The organism is Alteromonas sp. ABH2_165 (assembly GCF_056159945.1).
The window spans coordinates 22,874-41,173 of the sequence record NZ_JBSWWF010000012.1 but is presented as its reverse complement, the minus strand read 5'-3'; the positions used below and the strand labels follow the sequence as shown (position 1 = coordinate 41,173).

Genomic DNA, 18,300 nt, shown 5'->3' with positions numbered 1-18,300 from the left:
GTTCACAAAAACCGTTGAGGCCACGTATTGTGGCCTTTTTTATGCCACTACAAACCTGCTTACAGTTTTTCCTCACCGCAAATAGGAAACACAGCTATGATAGAGGCTTTGAGGCATAAAGGATGACAGCCATGGCAGAAAACGTCTTATTCAATGCACAGATGAACCCGGCAGTAAAAACCTACTGGCTAATCAATTTGCTGCTAATTTCCACCGTAACAGTGGTTGGTATTCCTTTACTTGTACTCTCAATACCTATTTTCTTTTTGTGCGCCGGACGCGTGCTCGCGTCGATTTCTGCCACCCTCACCGAACGCAAACTCATCGTCAAACGCGGCGTGTTCAATAAAGAAGAAAAAACCATTCCACTGGATAAGATCACCGATGTGTCTCTGGTCCAAGGCCCTATCATGCGTGCATTCAACATTCATAAACTGAGTTTCGAAACGGCAGGGCAATCCGGTATGGGGGCGCTAGTATCTTTGCTGGGTGTGGTCGACGCGGAACATTTTCGTGAATTGATACTGGAGCAAAAAGAGAACCTCGCTGGCAAGCCCTCAAGCCCACCTGTGAGCGACACAGAGCAACCAGCCGACACATCGGATTTAGCCGCCCTGACCGCAAGCGTACAACGCATCGAAGGCTTGCTATCCCAATTGATAGACACAAAAAAAACGGACTGAATATTTCAGTCCGTTTTTTTCTCAGTGAGTACATCTATTCAGCTTCGTCGTGATACACATTGAGCTGCCAGCAAGTCTGGCCGCTATCGCGGTATTTGCGCTCAAACGGCGTCATGTGATCATCACCAGTGATTTCGGCTACATCACTGGAAAGGCCGTAGTGCGTTGCCGCCCGGCCAAACTCCAGCAGATACAGCAGCCAGTTACTGCGCACCTCGATATTCGGCGTTAGCGCCATTAAATCCACCATGGCCGCCGATGCATACCAGCGTTTCTGAATTTGCGCTGACTTCGGGTACGGGTTGGGGTACAGCAGAAAATGGCGCACGATATTCCAGTCTGTATCCCTGGCCAGACGCCAGAAATCATTCACATCAGCACGAAATACCGCGTAGTTCTGATTTTCAGACTGATAATACTCGTGTTTGCCCACCCGCAGTGCAGATTTATCTATGCCAATAATCCGCGCATCGGGGAACCGCGCAGCCAGATTGGCTGTGCTTTCGCCCACGCCGCAGCACGAGTCGAGGATCACATCACCCTGCCAGCCATCGAGCCAAGCGCACACATCGTTAAAGGTCTCGCGTGTGTGGTCGCTGATCGGACGCCTGTTCTCGCTGGTGCGATAACGGGCCACCAGCTCATCCAGTTTATCATGAATGCCCTGCTGATTAGTCAGGACTTCCCGGGAATTACCTGAACTCACATTAACTCCGGATACCGCGACCTTTAGTCAGCAGATAGTGCGCAATACCGTACAGCAGAATATTGAAACCAATCAGAATGCCGATGGACACAGACACGTTTACATCAGACACACCCAGAAAGCCGTAACGGAAACCGTTAACCATATACACAATCGGATTGGCTTTACTGACTGTTTGCCAGAATTCAGGCAATAAGGACAATGAATAAAATACACCGCCGAGATAGGTTAGCGGCGTCAGCACAAAGGTAGGCACCATACTGATGTCATCAAAGGTTTTTGCGTATAGCGCATTCACCAGACCCGCCGTAGCAAACAACGTTGAGGTTAAAAGCAGGGTAACGATAATGGCGGTAAAACTGTGAATATTCACGTCCACAAAGAACATAGACACCGCGGTAACAATGATGCCAATGAGGATGGCCCGCGCAACACCGCCGCCTACATAACCAAAAATGATTACCCAGGTTGGCACCGGTGCCACCAGCAGCTCTTCAATATTGCGTTGAAATTTTGCGCTGAAGAACGATGACGAAACGTTAGCGTAGGAGTTGGTGATCACCGACATCATGATAAGACCAGGAACGATAAATTCCATGTAGGTAAAGCCACCCATTTCACCAATACGGTTACCTATCAGGTTACCGAAAATCACGAAATACAGTGACATGGTGATGGCCGGTGGCACCAGCGTTTGCACCCAGATGCGCAGAAAACGGGTACATTCTTTTATCCAGATCGTGTTCAGTGCAATCCAGTTATTTTGCCCGTGCATGCTTACGCCTCCTTCTGTGCCTGACGACCCGATTCAACTAAGGTCACAAATAATTCTTCCAGACGGTTCGACTTGTTCCGCATACTCAGTACCGGTACGCCCTGCTCAGTAAGCTGAGAGAACACCGGGTTTAACCCTTCACTTTTCTCTACATCTACTTCCAGCGTAGTGTCGTCGATAAAGCGGGTCTGATAGCCAGCAACTACCGGCTTGGCAGTGTACTCACCTAAGTCCAGTACAAAGGTTTCCAGCGTGAGCTTAGACAACAGCGCTTTCATGCTGGTGTTCTCAACAATGGTGCCTTTGTCGATGATGGCAATATTACGGCACAGCATTTCCGCCTCTTCCAGATAGTGGGTAGTGAGGATAATGGTAATACCCTGCTCGTTGATGGTTTTGAGGAAATCCCACATGGAGCGACGAATTTCAATATCCACGCCGGCGGTAGGTTCATCAAGAATAAGTAGCTTAGGTTCATGCATCAGCGCACGAGCTATCATCAGGCGACGTTTCATACCGCCAGACAAGGTGCGCGCAGCCATGTCGCGCTTTTCCCACAAATCGAGTTGCTTGAGATATTTCTCGGCTCGCTCTTTGGCAACACCACGTGGCACGCCGTAATACCCTGCCTGATTCAGTACAATTTGCAGTACCGTTTCAAACTGGTTGAAGTTGAATTCCTGCGGTACCAGTCCGATACAGGATTTTGCCTGCTCTTTCTGCGTGTTCAAATCGAAGCCAAACACTTTCACTTCGCCTTCTGAAGCATTCACCAGTGAACTGATAATACCGATGGTAGTGGATTTACCGGCGCCGTTTGGCCCCAGCAGGGCGAAGAAGTCACCCTCGTCTACTTCCAGGTTGACACCGCGCAATGCCTGCACGCCACCTTTGTAGACTTTTTTAAGATCGTTTATATCCAGCGCTTTCATGCTCTGCCCGTCTTTTAATTCATATTTCAGCCGGTTAGTTTACCATGAAAAAAGCGCCCGTTGCGGGCGCTAAACGTTGCGGTTGGTAGGAACAACGAAAGGGATTTATCGCTGCGCGGTCATGCCGTTTTCGTCAGGCATAATTTGCATTACCACTTTGCGATCAAAGAAGGTACTTTCCGGCGAGTTACTGGTACTGCCCGCCTCGCCCACCGCCAGCAGAGAAATCTGCTCGCTGCTTACACCACGCTCGATGAGTGCTGTTTTTACTGCGTTTGCGCGCTGCTCTGACAACAGTTGGTTAAAGTCGCTATCACCGCGGTAATCAGCGTAACCGGTGAGTCGCACCGCCAGCCCTTTATGGCTGCGCAGGGCTTTGGCAATCAGATCCAACTGCTCGGTGTAAAGCGCTTCTATATTTTCAGAGCCGGTTTTGAACTGAATGGCGCTTTCCATAGCCATCACCTGCTCGTCAGGAAAAGACGTCAGGCCCACGTGGGTTATTGTCGCTTGCTGCTGAAGTTCATTGAGTGAATCCCGCACCGCAAACAACTCTTTCTGTGATGCAGTAAGCGCTGCCTGACTGGCCGCTAGCTCTTCCCTGCTGTCGGTGAGTGCTTCCGTGGCCGCTTTATTCTCGCCAATTATTGCGCCTACAATGCCTGCTACACCGGCGCCGATGGGGCCAGCTATCACCGCGCCAACCACCATACCGGTGCCCAGCCCAATAGCCGCATTTTTACTTTTCTCTTGCTCATAGTCTTTTGCCATTGCCACAGGATTGAGACACAGTGCAGTTGCAGCAGCGATAAGTGTTTTCTTAGCCATGTTCATCATGATTTCCTTAACAGTTTTGAGGTTGTCTGTGCTGATGGAATGCATTACACAATCACAATGTGACCTTGCCAGAGGAGAAATGGGGAAAGGTGGCGGAACATTGTGATGAAAAAGGTCAATTAGCCCATTGAGGCCGCTGCAGCTTGGTAAATTCGGGCAAATATGGCTAAAAAGTGGCGAGACGGGGAATTTTTGTCTCAATCAGGATTTGTTCAGTTTGCTTGGTGTATAGTCTTGCCATTGCGCAATTCACTGCTGCGCCTCAGTATTCAGGAACACGTATTATCATGCCAAGAACAATTGCCCTAATCGAAGATGATGTAGCCATTCGCGAAAACTATATCGCGGCACTGCAGGCGCAGGGTTATCAGGTAAATGCCTACGCTGACCGCCCTTCAGCTTCAGCGGCGTTTGAGCATACTCTGCCCGACCTGGCGATCATTGATATTGGCCTTAAAGATGAAATGGAAGGCGGCTTCATGCTGTGCCAGCAATTGCGTCAGATATCCCAGACCATGCCAATCATATTCTTTACTGCCCGTGATAACGATGTAGATACCATTAGCGGCCTGCGTATGGGTGCAGACGATTACCTCACCAAAGATATCAGCATGGCGCACCTGTTAGCGCGGATTGCCGCGTTGTTTCGCCGCACCGATTTATTGTCGTCGCCCAAGCAACAGAGTGAACAAATTCAATTGGGACACCTGCTAGTAGATGTCAGCCGGATGACCGTGAGCTGGAAATCCCAGCCCGTTGCCCTCACGGTGACCGAATTCTGGATGTTACACGCGCTCATTAAGCACCCTGGCCATGTGAAAAGTCGCCAGCAACTCATGGATGAATCCCGCATGGTGGTGGATGACACCACTATTACCTCTCACATCAAACGCATGCGTAAGAAGTTTGTACAATTGGATGACACCTTTGATCATATCGATACCGTTTACGGTATGGGCTATCGCTGGCAAGGCTGATAACACGTGAATTTTCGTTTTACCATCCGTTTGCAGTTACTGGTACTGTCACTGTTTCTATTCACCATTCCCTGGCTGGGTTACCGTTATGTCTGGGAGTTGGAGCAGTATCTGCGTATTGGGCAGGAACAGACCATGATAGGCACGGCCCGGGCAGTGGCGACGGCGCTGCATGAGCGCCCTGCATTGTTTGACAGTCAGTCTGCGTACCTCAAAGATGTGCGCCCCGGTACCGACCTTTATGCGCCGCCGATCACGTCTCCCATTCAGTTAGATGGCAAGTTCAGCGATTGGCAATCGGTGCAGGGATTGAGTCAGGTATATGGCGAGCAGCAAGTGGTGTCATGGTTTGGTCAGGTAACGAACTTTCCCCCTGTAACCCTTTCTTTCAGGCACATGGTGGGGCGCTACGATAAGTATCTTTATGCCATGTTCGATGTGGAAGATGATGCAGTTATCTGGCGTTCGACTAACGCGTTGGCCGTCGATCAAAGTGATCATCTGCTTATTAGCGTTATCGATGATAAAGAAGAACTGGAGCGTTTTGTTATTGCTCCCTACGGTGAAGGCTGGGTAAACGCCTTTAAACTCAACGACACCGCAAATGGCTACCGCGCCACCGACAACGAACTGCGTATTCAGGGCCGTTGGCAACTCACTGATAAAGGCTATGGCATTGAGCTACGTTTTCCTCTTGCTATGACCACCGGTGCACTGGCCTTTGCACTGGTAGATGTAGACAACCCAGAAACGCGGATTAAACAGTACGCTGTGGGCACCGCCAACCCCAACAACGCCGACGGCATGGGCACGGTGGTAACGCCGTCGCCGGAAATTGAACGTATTTTGTCTGGCTTGAAATATGCTGATTCCCGTGTGTGGGTGGTAGACAACCACAAGCGCGTGCTAGCCCGGGCGGGTTCGATACATTCAGCGTCGGGCTTTAAAGTACGTAACCAGCAAGAAGGCGGTTACGACTGGGTTCGCTGGCTGGAAAATACCATCCTGTTTCCGCTTTATTACCATATTCTCACTCGTCCACCGGCAGACTTCGTCGACGAACTTCAAGGCGCTTACGCTCTGGCTGGCCAGGATATTTCCTCTGCGCTTAGCGGTGCCCCCGATTCCCTCTGGCGATTATCGCCAGACAGCAAAGCGGTGATTTTATCAGCCGCTTATCCGATTTATATCGGTGAAAATGTCATGGGCGCGGTAGTGGTTGAACAGACGACTAACGGCATTCGTACTTTGAGAAACCGAGCTCTGGAACAGCTTTTTCACGTTATTCTGGCGGTCATGCTTTTAGGCACGCTGAGTTTATTCCTGTTTGCTAACCGCATTTCCAGTCGCATCCGCAAACTCCGTGACGATACTGAAGCGGTCATCGATGACAACGGTAAAATCATTGGTAGCCTGCCCGATGTTCGCCGGGTAGATGAAATTGACGATCTGCACCGCTCATTCTCCGATGTTTTGTCCCGGCTGCAACAATATAATTCCTACCTTGAGAACATGGCATCACGACTTTCTCATGAATTACGCACGCCAATTGCCGTGGTGCGTTCCTCTTTGGATACCATTGGGCAAGTTCAGGACCCGTCGCAGCAGTCTGTACTCATAGAGCGTGCACAAAGCGGTATTACCCGATTGAGCACCATTTTAAATAGCATGAGTGAAGCTACACGTCTTGAACATGCCATCGCTCAGGAAGAACCGGAATATTTCGATGCTGCCGCGGTGGTTTCTGGCTGTGTGGATGGTTACGCCCATATATTTACCGAGCGTCAATTCCAGCTAAAAATATCGCTGGAGGAAGCTAAATTGCGTGGTTCGGCGGATTTGTTCGCGCAGATGTTTGATAAGATCATCGCTAATGCGGTGGAATTTAGCCACGTAAGTGACACAATTACCGTGCATCTGTGGCGGGATAACAAACAAATGAAGCTTTCGGTTACTAACCCCGGTCCGCCACTGCCAAAAGACATGAACGACCAATTACTGCAATCGATGGTCTCAGTTCGTCCCGATGAAGAAAGGCATAAAACCAGCGCACACCCTCATCTGGGCCTGGGACTGTTTATCGCCAATATGATTGCCAGCTACCACAAAGGGCGCATTCAACTGGCAAACCTGCCAGATAATACCGGTGTATGCGTAGTTGTGCAGTTACCGCTGCAAGGCTAATCTGAGCGTTTGCTTTTGATACCGGCTAAGCGTAGATGTCTGACTATTCTTCGTCAGACATTTTGTTGTCGGGTACATTCTTCATAAACATCGCCGTTCGCTTGCGCGCCACATTCTGCGCATAGCGTCGGATACTGACGGTCGAGTCTTTCTCATCGACAATCTCAATGCCCAGCAGATGTTCAATGGTATCTTCCAGGGTAACAATTCCTTCCAGACCACCGTATTCATCAACCACCAGAAAAATATGCACTCTTTTAGCCGTAAACAAGTCCACCACATTTGCGATGGGCATGCTGCTCAGTACGGTTATCATGTCGCGACGATAGTCTTTCAGTTGCTTCGAGGTATTTCCTCTGGCGTAAGCAAGCAGCAAATCGGAGCGCATGACAAACCCAGTAATGTGCTCACTGTCGTTCTCGCCGTAAATCGGTATGCGGGAAAATTCCATATGAGCGTGTTGATGGAAGAACCCTTCCACAGTGAGATCTTCAGAGAGTGAAAACATGGATGTGCGGTGCGTCATGGCATCTTTCACCTTCACATCGTACATGTTCAGCATGTTCTGTAAAAACACGTTCTCTTTCTCAGCAAGCTGGCCTTCCTGCCGGGAAACGTCCGCCATTGCCTGCAATTCATTGCGACTTAATCCCCGTAACGGACTCTCTTCTTTAAATCCCTTGGTGATTAGCTCAGAGAACCACACAAACGGTGTTAGTAGCCAGGTAAGGTATTTTAAAAACCATGCTGTTGGTGTAGCTAACGCACGCCAGTAAGTTGCGCCGAGTGTCTTGGGAATAATTTCAGAGAACACCAGAATAAGCAGGGTAAGTATGGCACTGATGATTCCCAAGTAGGCATCGCCGAATACCACCGCAGCCTGCGCGCCTGCGCCCGCAGCCCCCATGGTATGCGCGATGGTATTTAACGTAAGAATGGCCGATAAGGGCTTGTTGATATCGTCAGTCAGGCTACGCAGTTGCTGACCGGTTGGAGAGCCTTCTTTTTCCAGTACAGAGATGTAAGCCGATGAGATACTCAGAATAACGGCTTCTGCAATAGAGCAGAGAAAAGAAAACCCGAGGGCGATAACAACATAGATAATGAGTAGAAACATGATTTTCGTATTTTGTGCCAGCCGTTCAGCCAACATTGAGTTTAATAGCAACCAGTGTACAGATTACTACAACGTATTCCGAGATCAGTTTGTTCACTCTGCAGTGAAATAAACGCCAACAAAAACGCCACCCGAAGGTGGCGTTTGAAGCGTTGTAAAATGAATAAACGTTATTGAGACGCCTTACTTTCACGCTTAAATTTAGAAATTACCGACCAGGATTCCAGCATAACCAGAACACTCACCACCAGAACAACAGCATCGAGTGTTACCAGCAGATAATTCTCTGCCAGCCAGTATTCTTTCAGTTTGATCACGCCAGCCAGGAACGCCATCACGATAACAAAAGTCATTGGGATTAACGTGTACTTCGCCGGACGGCCCATTTTGATTAGCATCACTGAGATCACCAGCAGCGTCATTGAAGCCAGGATTTGGTTAGTTGAACCAAACAGAGGCCAGATGATCATGCCGCCGCTACCTGATGAACCACCGGCACCAAAGGCTAAGAGCAAACAGGTACCTACTGCAATCATGGTAGCAACGAAACCACCTTTAAGCAGGCTAATATTATAGATTTCGCCCCATTCCTGAATGATGTAGCGCTGTAAACGCACACCCGAGTCCATGGTCGTACCGGCAAACAGCACTACCATGGTAGCCAGAATAGTCGACGAGAAATCTACCGGTAATCCCCAGCCTTGTTGAATAAGGTTTGCGCCACCGGTAATGAATGCAGACACCGAACCATCACCTAAATGGCTATACACTTCGTGCCATTCTTCAGGCGATGCAGCCAGTGCCACACCACTTACCGCAACGATGGTGATGAGTGCCAGACAGCCTTCGCCTACCGCACCTAAATAACCTACAAATCGCGCATCGGTTTCTTTGTTCAGCTGCTTAGAGCTGGTACCTGAAGAAACAATACCGTGGAAGCCAGATACCGCACCGCAGGCAATGGTTACGAACAGCAGCGGAATAATACTGGGGGTATCTACCGCAGTCTGGGTATTAAATGCCGGAGCTGTAATGTCTGGCAGCGAGAAGAATACCGCGCCGTAAAGCAGGAACAAACCTACCAGCAGTTGCATACCGTTAATGAAGTCACGGGGTTGCAGCAGCATCCACACCGGTAGCAGTGAGGCAATAGCGGCGTAGATAAACAGGATGATGATCCAGTTCGCATTCGCAGACAATCCGAACAGTGTTTCTGGTAACTCAATAGGAATGTAACTACCCGCAAACACCGAGGCGTACAGCACAATGATACCGACAACACACATAGGAATTAGGCTGAAATTACGTTTCAGAAGTTGGCCGATAATCAGGGCAACTACTATTGCCATCCAGGCAGGAAATACCGCGTTAGGTTGCGAAATGAAAGACTTGGCGATGACCACACCAAATACCGCATTTACCATTAACAGTACCAGGAAAACGACCACCATGAACAATGAACGGGAACGTTTACCGATGACGTCTTCTGCCAGCGCGCCCATGGATTTACCTTTGTGGCGGCTACTCGCCCACAATGCGCCCATATCGTGAATACCAGCAAAAAACATGGTGCCGAATACCACCCAAAGTACAGCGGGCACCCAACCCCAATAAACAGCAATGGCCGGGCCAACAATAGGCGCTGCACCAGCTACAGAGGTAAAATGGTGCCCCCACAGAACAACTTTATTGGTAGGTACAAAGTCCACACCGTCACGCAATTCGTGAGCGGGGGTTACGAAGTTTTCGTCCAGACGGAATATTTTACTGGCAATGAATTTGGAATAAACGAACCATCCCAGCAACATGCCAATGATACCCAGCACGACGATCATAATTGACTGCATAGCGATATCCTGAAGGTAAAGTCGCATCCTTTCTGTGCTAACTACGGCTTCGCTAAACTTCTTTAACGAGTTAACAAATACACGCTGCCATCGATTATTTTTGTTCCCGCTGCAGACACGTATAAAAGATACTGAATTGTTTATAAGCCGTTAAATTTTAACTACGTTAATCTAACAAAACAGTTCATTCAACCTGATAAATATAACGTTGCTCTAAAAGCAGAATTCAGAAGGGAAAATTCAGTAAGTATCGACTTGATGTTCGCCACGGTTTCGCCGTTTGACCGCGTACATCAACTCATCGGCTTTAACCAGTAATGTGTTCAGGTCGGCCGATTCTTTCCTTAGCAAAATTGCACCCACAGTGGCTGACACCGCGCACTTTCCTACACCTTCAACGGGCACTGGCACACTGATCATATCGATGAGTAATTTGCATTGAATATCGATGTCGCTGATAAAACTTCGCGGGGCAATCAGGCCAACAACAAATTCATCGCCGCCCCAACGGCTACACACGCAGGTGTAATCAGAGAAGAATTTGGGTATTCTTCTGCCCACTGCTTCAAGTACTTTATCTCCAGCCTCATGACCAAACTCGTCGTTAATAGGCTTGAACCTATCGAGATCAATCATCATGAGTACAAAGGGCTTATCAATACTGGAAGCTGTGATCAGGTTGCGCAGGAAGGCTTCGCCCCCTCTGCGATTGTGCAAGCCAGTGAGTGGATCATGCTCTGCTGCAAAGCGGACCTGCTCTTCACGTTTCATTCTCTCAGTAATGTCATTGACCACCACTTCTATAAGTACATCCCCCTCACTGGCTCGATTTAATCGCTGCTCACTGACGACAGCAAAAAGGCAATGTACCCAGCGAATTTTCCCGTCTACATAATAAGACAGGTCGGCGGAGTCATGGCTGGTGCCATTTTGCGAACGAATAGCTGTTACAATTTCATTTACCGTGTGTTCTTCATTAAAGGTTTTACAAAAATCCTGCATGCTATCAATTTTTCCCAGCATGCCGATAAACGCGGTATTGACCTGCAACACGCCGCGCTTTAATGATATTAAGGCGATGCCAATGGTTGCCCTTTCAAATAGCAAACGAAATTGACGCTCCAGTTTTTCCGTTTCTTTGCGTAGTAACTTTTCTTCCTGATAGAAATGGCGCGTGGCTGATATCATGTCGTTCATTCGTTTAATGAGATTCCCTAACTCGTCCTCGCGGCGAGAGCCCTGCTTAATATTTTGCAGATTTTCTGGATCAGACGGATCTACAGATTCGAATTCCCGACTCATTTTAAGAAGCGGTCTGGACAACATTTCGTTGGTGACTACGGCTACCGCCACGGTAATGGCAAGTGCGACGAGCAGCATCGATAAACTGCTCTGCATAGATAGATTGCTTACATTCTCCAGAATAAAAGAGCGGGCAGGATATATAGTTAACTTGCCTATGATTTGCTCTTCAATAAACGGATGGGCCAGTTGAATTTCAATGCCGGTTTCATCGGAAGGGATGGTGCCACTGACGGCGAGATCTTCTGTATTTCCGGTTACCACAGCCGAACGGATTAGGTCATTTTTAATCAGCCCTTCGGTAATCTCTTTAGCCAGTATGTCATCTTCAACGTAAACCGAAATAGCAGCAGGTTTGCGGGTACTATCGGCCAACTGCTGTATCAATCTGTCAGTCGACGTCAACAGTGTCTCTTCACTTTGTTGATAGACTATTGCGCCACCTGCTACAGCGATAACGGTGCCGATAAGAGCAATAATTGATGCAACACGTAAATGGAGTCGTTTGAGAAACATAAAACCCGTTCAGTCCGGCTACATTTAGAAAGTGGTACTGTAAGTTACACTGATAACGTTGCTGTTCTGATCGCCGGTTATCTGCTGCCCCACCGATGAGCCCCACAAGGCGTATCCAGGCACATGTATCCAGTAGTGATCATACTGAAATTTCAGGGCTGACTCTTCAGTGAAGTCCCATCGCACGCCCACACCCAGCGATTGCTGTTTCTGCGTAATAGCATCGGAAATGCTTTGAGATATAAAAGACAGCTGTGCCAGGCTTTCTGCAGTTGCTAAATTTGGCGCGCGCTCATAAGCAGGCGTCGGTAGCTGCCTGGGAGATTCCAGTGGCTTGATTGCAGCAACCGTTACATAGGGCAGCAGCTCTCCAAACCGATAGCCGACGCTTAAATAACCTGCAAGATAAGGAGACAGCAACGTCCACTCCGAATTCATTCCAACCAATTCTGTCATGAACATCCATTCATCATCGTTGTACTGGTAACCCATAGACAGATAATAGATTGGCTCATCGTCCATATGCAGATGGTCATAAACACCAGCAACCCCTGGCCAGAGAAAGTCTGGTGTATTCAGTAACGCATTGTAAATGGCATCAAAGTCTGCACCGCGGATCTCCGTTTTATTACCCATAAAATAAGACGCTGTTACTTTGAATGACCAGTCGTAAGACTCAAAAGACGTTGTAGCATTAAGCACATAGTCGTAGAGGATGGTAGTGAAGCTGTCGAGTGTTACCAGGTTCGACTGAGATTCTCCGGCAGCGAAAGTATGCTGCCAGACACCGTTTTCACTGTTGTGACGGTATTGAATTTCCGCTCCGTCCACAAACGACACCGATGAAGTGGGAAGATAAAAATCTACCGGCGGACGCACCCAGGGATACGCATAGCTAACGTTTCGATACTCAGAAAGCAGGTAAGCATTGTAGTTCATTCGCCCCGCTCTCATAGACCAGTTGCGATCGAACTGATAACGTAAAAATGCCATTTCAAAGTAATTGGTAATGTCATGATCGCCCCGATCCTGAGCAATAGCCTGAACGACCATGTCAAAGTCACTGGAAAAGTGATAATTGAATTGAAAGCCAACCAAAGTGTCGGTAAGTAAATTAAAGTGCTTTTTCGGCTTATTCAGATACGAAGAACGAAACGCAAGTTCATTGTTACTGCTATAGCTTGCTCCCACCGTTGCAAACCCGCTGAAGCGCCAGTTATCGTTTTCATCTGCGCGCGTTTCGACACAACACAGTACCGGTAAGGCGAAAAGCAGGAGCCATTTATTCGAGTATGAGAACAATTTTCATCTCCTTCGAAACAGCATTCATGGGAACATACGCGACATAATTTTGATTATCTTTGAAAAGATCATCCAAATTATCGATAGAAGAAACTTGAATGGGCGCTCTGGCACGCCCGGAGAACAGCAATCGAGACCAGTAGGAATTAACCTGACGTAACGAACGATTAACTAATGTTTGGTAAAAATCGCCTTTTAGCTCGCTTTCAGCTTTATAGTCAAGTGGTACCAGGGCTTGCCCTTTATTGGTTTCACTAAAGCGCCCCATAAACAAATCAATAACTTCAGATTTAGAAAGCGTTGTTACCTTGCTCGTTGATGGCACCACCACCACTATTTGCTGATCTGCACTTATTGCACACACGGCAAAAGGCGAAGTACTCAGTACAACAAAGACAAACAGCAGTTTGAGGCTAGCCAGACGAATTGCCATTTCGTTAAAAAAGCGCTCGCAATTGGGATTTAAGTCGATGAATTAACTATAGACGATAAGCGCAAGTACGCTAATTTAGCGAAGAGAAAAGATATAGCGGGGGCAAAGCCAGATTTTACAGCGGAACAAAAACAAAAAAGGCCGCTTTCGCGACCTTTTTTCGGACTAGTTTGTAGTCATCAATTACTTGATGATTTTCGCTACAACACCAGCACCTACAGTACGACCACCTTCACGGATTGCGAAGCGCAGACCTTCTTCCATCGCGATAGGAGCAATCAGCTCTACAACGAATTTCAGGTTGTCGCCAGGCATTACCATTTCAACGCCTTCTGGCAGCTCAACGGCACCAGTTACGTCAGTTGTACGGAAGTAGAACTGTGGACGGTAACCTTTGAAGAATGGAGTGTGACGACCGCCTTCATCTTTAGACAGTACGTATACTTCTGCTTCAAACTGAGTGTGAGGAGTGATTGAACCAGGCTTAGCCAGTACTTGACCACGCTCAACGTCGTCACGCTTAGTACCACGAAGCAGAACACCAACGTTCTCACCTGCACGACCTTCGTCAAGCAGCTTACGGAACATTTCAACACCGGTACAAGTAGTCTTGGTAGTATCTTTGATACCAACGATTTCTACTTCTTCACCAACTTTGATGATACCTTGCTCAACACGACCAGTTACAACAGTACCACGGCCTGAGATTGAGAATACGTCTTCGATTGGCAGGATGAACGGCTTATCGATAGCACGCTCTGGCTCTGGAATATAAGAATCCAGTGCTTCACCCAGTTCGATGATTTTCTTTTCCCACTCTGCGTCGCCTTCAAGAGCTTTCAGAGCAGAACCTTTGATTACTGGCAGATCGTCGCCTGGGAATTCGTATTCAGTCAGAAGTTCACGAACTTCCATCTCAACCAGTTCCAGCAGCTCTTCATCATCAACCATGTCACATTTATTCATGAATACGATGATGTAAGGGATACCAACCTGACGACCCAGCAGGATGTGCTCACGAGTCTGTGGCATAGGACCATCAGTCGCCGCAACTACCAGGATACCGCCGTCCATCTGAGCAGCACCAGTGATCATGTTTTTAACGTAATCAGCGTGTCCTGGGCAGTCTACGTGCGCGTAGTGGCGAGTAGGCGTGTCATATTCTACGTGTGAAGTAGAGATGGTGATACCACGTGCTTTTTCTTCAGGCGCGTTATCGATTTGATCGAAAGCCTGAGCTGAACCACCGTAAGTCTTTGAAAGGACGGTAGTGATTGCTGCAGTCAGAGTGGTTTTACCGTGGTCAACGTGGCCGATAGTACCCACGTTTACGTGGGGTTTCGTACGTTCAAACTTTTCTTTTGCCATTTTTCTAGTATCCCAGCAAAGTTACGTTAAAAATTAAATAATATTCAAACTTAAACATGAGCTGGGGAGAAAATGGTGCTGATAGGCAGATTTGAACTGCCGACCTCACCCTTACCAAGGGTGCGCTCTACCAACTGAGCTATATCAGCACTGATATGGAGCGGGCAGCGGGAATCGAACCCGCATCATCAGCTTGGAAGGCTGAGGTAATAGCCATTATACGATGCCCGCGTTCCTAATTCTCTGGCCACCTCATAGAAGAAAGTGGTGGAGGGGGCAGGATTCGAACCTGCGAAGGCTGAGCCGGCAGATTTACAGTCTGCTCCCGTTGACCGCTTGGGTACCCCTCCAGAGTTTGATGAATGGTGCCGACTGCCGGAATCGAACTGGCGACCTACTGATTACAAGTCAGTTGCTCTACCAACTGAGCTAAGTCGGCTCCTCATCAAGTGGGTGCGCATTCTAGAGTAACTCGTTACTCTGTGCAAGTGTCTTTTTTAATTTTTTTCGTTTTATTTTTTGAAGCGGTTAACGCTTATAAAATAACGAAAAAATGTTACGCGACAAGCTGACTTCTCGCGTAGCGGGCAAGACCTTGCACCACCAAATTCGCGGAACGGATAGTATCAGTGGATTCAATTATTGCAAGCATATTTTTGTCTCCACCACCGATAATTATCGCAAAATCGGATCGTTCGCTTGCTAATTGAGCAATAGCGCTCAAATAAACACCATTTACTGCTGCCAGGCATCCCTGACTGACACATTCCTCGGTATAAGTACCAGGTGCAAGTTGGGAGGGTTTTGCCTCTTCAGCAAACACTCTTGCAGTATTTTTAACCAGTGCATCCTGCATAAGATGATACCCTGGGGTAATCCAACCGCCTAAATGTTGACCATCGACCACAAAATCACAGGTAATTGCCGTTCCCACATCAATGACACAAAATGGTTTTTCGGTCATTTCTTGCGCAGCCACCATGGCAAGCCAACGATCAACCCCCATTCTCGACACATTCTCATAGCGATTTTTAATGCCGAAGTTTTCTTTCTCGGTAAAAATTTCGATAAAAGCCACATTTTGTTCAACACAAAAAGAAGCGATTCGCTCAGAAATGTCGCTTTTGCCAACATTGGAAAGGTAGAGATGGGAAAAGTTTTTGTTTTTTAGCCAGCCAAGAAAGCTGTTGAGGGAAAGATGAACGTCCGGTTCTGCCACATTCGCATTATTAAGCAGAACCGATTTAATTCGACTGTTGCCGGCATCCACCAGCAACACCTGTTGTTCAGATACCACGAAGGCTCACCTCACCACCATGGAATCGCGTAATGCCATCTTCAGTTTCTACAAGTAGTGCCCCACTTTGGTCCACACCACGATCGATACCAGAGAATCGCTTGTCACCCATTTGCAATACAATTTTCTTGTCGGCAAACAAATCCAGGGCTTCCCAATAAGGTACGAACTTGCCGAATCCTTGGTGAGTAAATTCCGGTAGCATCTCGCGTAACGACTCTATGACAGCAGCAGCCAGTCGGTTTCTGTCAGGCGTTTCGCCCAGATACCCGGTAAGATCGCTGTGAGGCTGGCCCACATCATATTGGGTATCTGGTACATTGACGTTTAGCCCGATGCCGATAACACTATGGGCCGTAGCACCAATCTGCCCTTCTACTTCTATTAATACGCCGGCCAGCTTACGACCATTCAAATAAATATCGTTAGGCCACTTGAGTTGGGCATCTTCAATATTGAACTTACGCAGTGCCTCGCAAATCGCCACGCCCACTAATAATGACAGGCCCGCCATGCTTTGGTAGCCGTCAGGAAACGACCAATACATCGACATGGTAAGGCTGCCCCCAACCGGCGCAGTCCATTTTCTGCCGTGGCGACCTTTACCGTCGGTTTGCACTTCAGCCAGGATAACGTCTCCGTCTGCCAAATCATGACGCGCTTTTGCTATGCGCAGTTTCATTTCAGCGTTAGTGGAAGGTAGCACCGGCTCCACCTGAATCATCGACAAGCCCGGACGTCTCAGATGCTTTTTAATATGCTCTGCACTTAATAACGCAAAACCCTGGTTCAATCTGTAGCCCTTACCTTTTACTTTGAAAACATCCAGCCCCCAATCGGCGAGCTGAGAAATATGTCCGGCAACCGCGGTGCGTGACAGGTTCACCTGCTGCGCAATCAGTTCGCCAGAATGAAACTGACCGTCAGCCAGCAATGAAAGAATATGCTGACGAATAATTTTTGATGCCTGCTTCATAGGTTGATTACTCCATTACGGCCAACCAGCCGCACTTCCGCTTCCAATGCAATATCGTAACGCTCACGCACCGTGTCCATAATTGAACGGGCAAGCTTAACCACATCGTTGCCAACAGCTTCACCGGTATTGGTGAGCACAAGGGGTTGCGTTATGTGGCAGCGAACGCCACCTTCGGTCTTTCCTTTAAAGCCGCATTGGTCGATGAGCCATGCGGCCGGAATTTTTACGCCGTTATCAACAATAAAACCAGGTATGCTTGATGCCGCTTTTTTAAGGCGCTCAAAATGACTGACACTGACCACTGGGTTTTTGAAGAAACTACCAGCATTCCCCAATTCATCAGGATCGGGTAACTTCGACTTCCGCACAGCAATCACCGTATCATAAACCTGTTGCGCAGTAGGATTATCAAGCGCAGCCAACTCACCGTAGCTCACCACTGGGGAGTACGCTTTTGGCAATGCGAAATTCACGTAGGTAATGAGCGTCTTTCCTGCTAACGCCTTTTTAAACACGCTATCGCGGTATCCAAACTCACACTCACTGTTATTCAGTGTTGTCGCTTTGCCACTTTGAATATCGATAAGCTCTACCGAAGCAATAAATTGCCCCACTTCCACACCATAAGCACCGATGTTTTGAATGGGGGACGCCCCTACCGAGCCAGGAATAAGCGCCAGATTTTCCATTCCGTACCAGCCCTTACCCAAACAGTGAGTTACCAGCGCATGCCAGTTCTCACCGCCGGCTACGCGTAGCAGGTGGTGAGTATCGGATTCTGCATGTTCGATTCCTCGCATTTCATTGATAAACACCTGGCCATCGAAGTCTTCCAGAAAGAGTGTATTGCTTCCGCCACCCAACAAATAATTGGTGTCGGATTGCAGCCAGCGTGCCCGGAACAATTCGGGCGAAGAAAAAGAGATTATCTCCCTGCCAGAAGCCGGGAGATGAAAAGTGTGGTGTTGACGTAGTGAGGGCACAGATTCAGCTTTATTTTCTTTGTATGACTGTTCGCAATGGTAGGCGAACCGTCCAGAGATTA

At 48.1% G+C, this 18,300-nt stretch carries 16 protein-coding genes and 4 tRNA genes; 3 read left to right on the top strand and 17 right to left on the bottom strand.

The features are described 5' to 3' along the window. Positions 1-131: 131 nt before the first annotated feature. On the top strand, positions 132-683 hold the full coding sequence (locus ACXAFQ_RS19825; RefSeq protein WP_474825107.1) for a PH domain-containing protein: 552 nt from the start codon (positions 132-134) through the stop codon (positions 681-683). Positions 684-717: 34 nt separating this feature from the next. Here the strand turns inward: ACXAFQ_RS19825 and trmB are convergent, their stop codons facing one another. From trmB to pdsO, 4 genes are all read right to left on the bottom strand, one after another. Further along, on the bottom strand, positions 718-1,389 hold the full coding sequence (gene trmB / locus ACXAFQ_RS19820) for a tRNA (guanine(46)-N(7))-methyltransferase TrmB (protein WP_474825106.1): 672 nt from the start codon (positions 1,387-1,389) through the stop codon (positions 718-720). A gap of 1 nt (position 1,390) precedes the next feature. After that, positions 1,391-2,164 carry an ABC transporter permease gene (locus ACXAFQ_RS19815; RefSeq protein WP_474825105.1) on the bottom strand — a complete coding sequence of 258 codons (774 nt, stop codon included), beginning with the start codon at positions 2,162-2,164 and terminating at the stop codon, positions 1,391-1,393. Positions 2,165-2,166: 2 nt separating this feature from the next. Continuing rightward, the gene (locus ACXAFQ_RS19810) at positions 2,167-3,096 is read right to left on the bottom strand and encodes an ABC transporter ATP-binding protein (protein ID WP_474825104.1); all 930 of its coding nucleotides are present in this window, start codon (positions 3,094-3,096) and stop codon (positions 2,167-2,169) included. 105 nt (positions 3,097-3,201) lie between these two features. Continuing rightward, complete coding sequence (gene pdsO / locus ACXAFQ_RS19805; protein ID WP_474825103.1) at positions 3,202-3,924, bottom strand: sortase-associated OmpA-like protein PdsO; 723 nt, start codon at positions 3,922-3,924, stop codon at positions 3,202-3,204. Between the two features lie 296 nt (positions 3,925-4,220). Between pdsO and pdsR the strand changes: the two genes are divergently transcribed. Both pdsR and pdsS read left to right on the top strand, forming a co-directional pair. Next, complete coding sequence (gene pdsR, locus ACXAFQ_RS19800) at positions 4,221-4,910, top strand: proteobacterial dedicated sortase system response regulator (protein ID WP_070126288.1); 690 nt, start codon at positions 4,221-4,223, stop codon at positions 4,908-4,910. A gap of 6 nt (positions 4,911-4,916) precedes the next feature. After that, on the top strand, positions 4,917-7,094 hold the full coding sequence (gene pdsS, locus ACXAFQ_RS19795; RefSeq protein WP_474825102.1) for a proteobacterial dedicated sortase system histidine kinase: 2,178 nt from the start codon (positions 4,917-4,919) through the stop codon (positions 7,092-7,094). A gap of 43 nt (positions 7,095-7,137) precedes the next feature. On the opposite strand, the gene ACXAFQ_RS19790 is transcribed toward pdsS, so the two are convergent. The 13 genes from ACXAFQ_RS19790 to murB form a co-directional block, all read right to left on the bottom strand. Next, on the bottom strand, positions 7,138-8,211 hold the full coding sequence (locus tag ACXAFQ_RS19790; protein WP_474825101.1) for a CNNM domain-containing protein: 1,074 nt from the start codon (positions 8,209-8,211) through the stop codon (positions 7,138-7,140). A 170-nt stretch (positions 8,212-8,381) separates the two neighbouring features. Further along, on the bottom strand, positions 8,382-10,058 hold the full coding sequence (locus ACXAFQ_RS19785) for a carbon starvation CstA family protein (protein ID WP_070126192.1): 1,677 nt from the start codon (positions 10,056-10,058) through the stop codon (positions 8,382-8,384). A gap of 240 nt (positions 10,059-10,298) precedes the next feature. Beyond that, positions 10,299-11,876: a GGDEF domain-containing protein gene (locus tag ACXAFQ_RS19780; protein ID WP_070126191.1), complete on the bottom strand. Its 1,578-nt coding sequence runs from the start codon at positions 11,874-11,876 to the stop codon at positions 10,299-10,301. A 24-nt stretch (positions 11,877-11,900) separates the two neighbouring features. Then, positions 11,901-13,178 carry a hypothetical protein gene (locus ACXAFQ_RS19775; protein WP_474825100.1) on the bottom strand — a complete coding sequence of 426 codons (1,278 nt, stop codon included), beginning with the start codon at positions 13,176-13,178 and terminating at the stop codon, positions 11,901-11,903. Next, entirely contained in the window at positions 13,159-13,611 is a 453-nt protein-coding gene (locus ACXAFQ_RS19770) for a hypothetical protein (RefSeq protein ID WP_474825099.1), read from the bottom strand. The genes ACXAFQ_RS19775 and ACXAFQ_RS19770 overlap by 20 nt, the downstream gene beginning before the upstream one ends. Positions 13,612-13,794: 183 nt before the next feature. Next, positions 13,795-14,979: an elongation factor Tu gene (tuf, locus tag ACXAFQ_RS19765; protein ID WP_474825098.1), complete on the bottom strand. Its 1,185-nt coding sequence runs from the start codon at positions 14,977-14,979 to the stop codon at positions 13,795-13,797. Positions 14,980-15,052: 73 nt separating this feature from the next. Beyond that, positions 15,053-15,128, bottom strand: a tRNA-Thr gene (locus ACXAFQ_RS19760). A 7-nt stretch (positions 15,129-15,135) separates the two neighbouring features. Beyond that, positions 15,136-15,210 (bottom strand) — tRNA-Gly (locus ACXAFQ_RS19755). Between the two features lie 34 nt (positions 15,211-15,244). Then, positions 15,245-15,329 (bottom strand) — tRNA-Tyr (locus ACXAFQ_RS19750). Between the two features lie 13 nt (positions 15,330-15,342). After that, positions 15,343-15,418 (bottom strand) — tRNA-Thr (locus ACXAFQ_RS19745). Positions 15,419-15,535: 117 nt separating this feature from the next. Then, the gene (locus ACXAFQ_RS19740; protein ID WP_474825097.1) at positions 15,536-16,276 is read right to left on the bottom strand and encodes a type III pantothenate kinase; all 741 of its coding nucleotides are present in this window, start codon (positions 16,274-16,276) and stop codon (positions 15,536-15,538) included. Next, a complete protein-coding gene (birA, locus tag ACXAFQ_RS19735) occupies positions 16,266-17,252 on the bottom strand; it encodes a bifunctional biotin--[acetyl-CoA-carboxylase] ligase/biotin operon repressor BirA (protein ID WP_474825096.1) in 987 nt (328 codons plus the stop codon). The genes ACXAFQ_RS19740 and birA overlap by 11 nt, the downstream gene beginning before the upstream one ends. After that, positions 17,249-18,238 carry a UDP-N-acetylmuramate dehydrogenase gene (gene murB / locus ACXAFQ_RS19730; protein WP_474825095.1) on the bottom strand — a complete coding sequence of 330 codons (990 nt, stop codon included), beginning with the start codon at positions 18,236-18,238 and terminating at the stop codon, positions 17,249-17,251. The genes birA and murB overlap by 4 nt, the downstream gene beginning before the upstream one ends. Between the last annotated feature and the right edge of the window lie 62 nt (positions 18,239-18,300).

Excerpts from the sequence above, each read along its gene's own strand:
- tuf (WP_474825098.1), bottom strand. The coding sequence starts at position 14,979 with ATGGCAAAAGAAAAGTTTGAACGTACGAAACCCCACGTAAACGTGGGT.
- ACXAFQ_RS19780 (WP_070126191.1), bottom strand. The coding sequence starts at position 11,876 with ATGTTTCTCAAACGACTCCATTTACGTGTTGCATCAATTATTGCTCTT.
- ACXAFQ_RS19815 (WP_474825105.1), bottom strand. The coding sequence starts at position 2,164 with ATGCACGGGCAAAATAACTGGATTGCACTGAACACGATCTGGATAAAA.
- pdsR (WP_070126288.1), top strand. The coding sequence starts at position 4,221 with ATGCCAAGAACAATTGCCCTAATCGAAGATGATGTAGCCATTCGCGAA.
- pdsO (WP_474825103.1), bottom strand. The coding sequence starts at position 3,924 with ATGGCTAAGAAAACACTTATCGCTGCTGCAACTGCACTGTGTCTCAAT.
- birA (WP_474825096.1), bottom strand. The coding sequence starts at position 17,252 with ATGAAGCAGGCATCAAAAATTATTCGTCAGCATATTCTTTCATTGCTG.
- ACXAFQ_RS19770 (WP_474825099.1), bottom strand. The coding sequence starts at position 13,611 with ATGGCAATTCGTCTGGCTAGCCTCAAACTGCTGTTTGTCTTTGTTGTA.
- ACXAFQ_RS19825 (WP_474825107.1), top strand. The coding sequence starts at position 132 with ATGGCAGAAAACGTCTTATTCAATGCACAGATGAACCCGGCAGTAAAA.
- ACXAFQ_RS19790 (WP_474825101.1), bottom strand. The coding sequence starts at position 8,211 with ATGTTTCTACTCATTATCTATGTTGTTATCGCCCTCGGGTTTTCTTTT.
- ACXAFQ_RS19810 (WP_474825104.1), bottom strand. The coding sequence starts at position 3,096 with ATGAAAGCGCTGGATATAAACGATCTTAAAAAAGTCTACAAAGGTGGC.
- ACXAFQ_RS19785 (WP_070126192.1), bottom strand. The coding sequence starts at position 10,058 with ATGCAGTCAATTATGATCGTCGTGCTGGGTATCATTGGCATGTTGCTG.